Below are 671 nucleotides of genomic sequence, written 5' to 3'. Positions count from 1 at the left end.
AAGTTCTTCAATGCGCTTCCTCACGACATTGATAACAATTCTAAAATAATAGAAGAGAATTGTAATTCATGGTCTTTGGCCTCGAATAAAGAAGCCATTGCTGCTGAGTTTTATGAAAGACGAAAAAGAGGCGAGATGGCTTCTGATTCTGTTTATATCGGGCATCAAGACCGTAGTGCGTTGCCACCTAACTGGGATAATAGCAAAAGGAATTTTGTGATTTTTAATTCCTCCGAAGATGAGTTTTTTTGTGTTGGCGAGTCATTTGACAAGTAGAAGCTTTTTGATAGCCAAATAGAAGGAATAGTGTATTTACTCAAAAAGGCACGGAACAAGCCTGATATTTACTATTATTTAAGAATTCATCCTAATCTTAAGTATATAAAATTTAAGTATCACACTGCATTAGCATCTCTTTTGGAAGGGTATGATAATATTACTGTACTTCCGGCTGATTCTGCTATTTCGACATATAAATTGCTTGAAAATTGTGAGAAAGTTTTTGTTTTCGGCTCCACTGTCGGGGTGGAAGCCACTTACTGGGGTAAGCCAGTTATTTTACTGGGGGGGGCTTTTTATCTACATTTAAATGTTGCGTATTACCCGAAGGATCTTTCTGAATTAGATGAATTAATAGTTGAAGTTATCGAATGTAAACCACGCTTAGGGGC

1 protein-coding gene and 1 pseudogene are annotated in these 671 nt (G+C 36.8%); both read left to right on the top strand.

The window, feature by feature from the left end; all coding sequences use genetic code 11:
• The coding region (locus tag ACNOHI_RS24950; protein WP_420477422.1) for a hypothetical protein at positions 1–276 on the top strand (276 nt) is incomplete at its 5' end.
• Between the two features lie 30 nt (positions 277–306).
• Positions 307–671, top strand: a pseudogene (locus ACNOHI_RS24945) (hypothetical protein); the annotation flags it as partial.

It is taken from the genome of Noviherbaspirillum sp. ST9 (assembly GCF_048799745.1).
Classification (GTDB): Bacteria; Pseudomonadota; Gammaproteobacteria; order Burkholderiales; family Burkholderiaceae_D; genus Noviherbaspirillum.
This window is presented reverse-complemented; position numbering and strand designations above follow the sequence as displayed.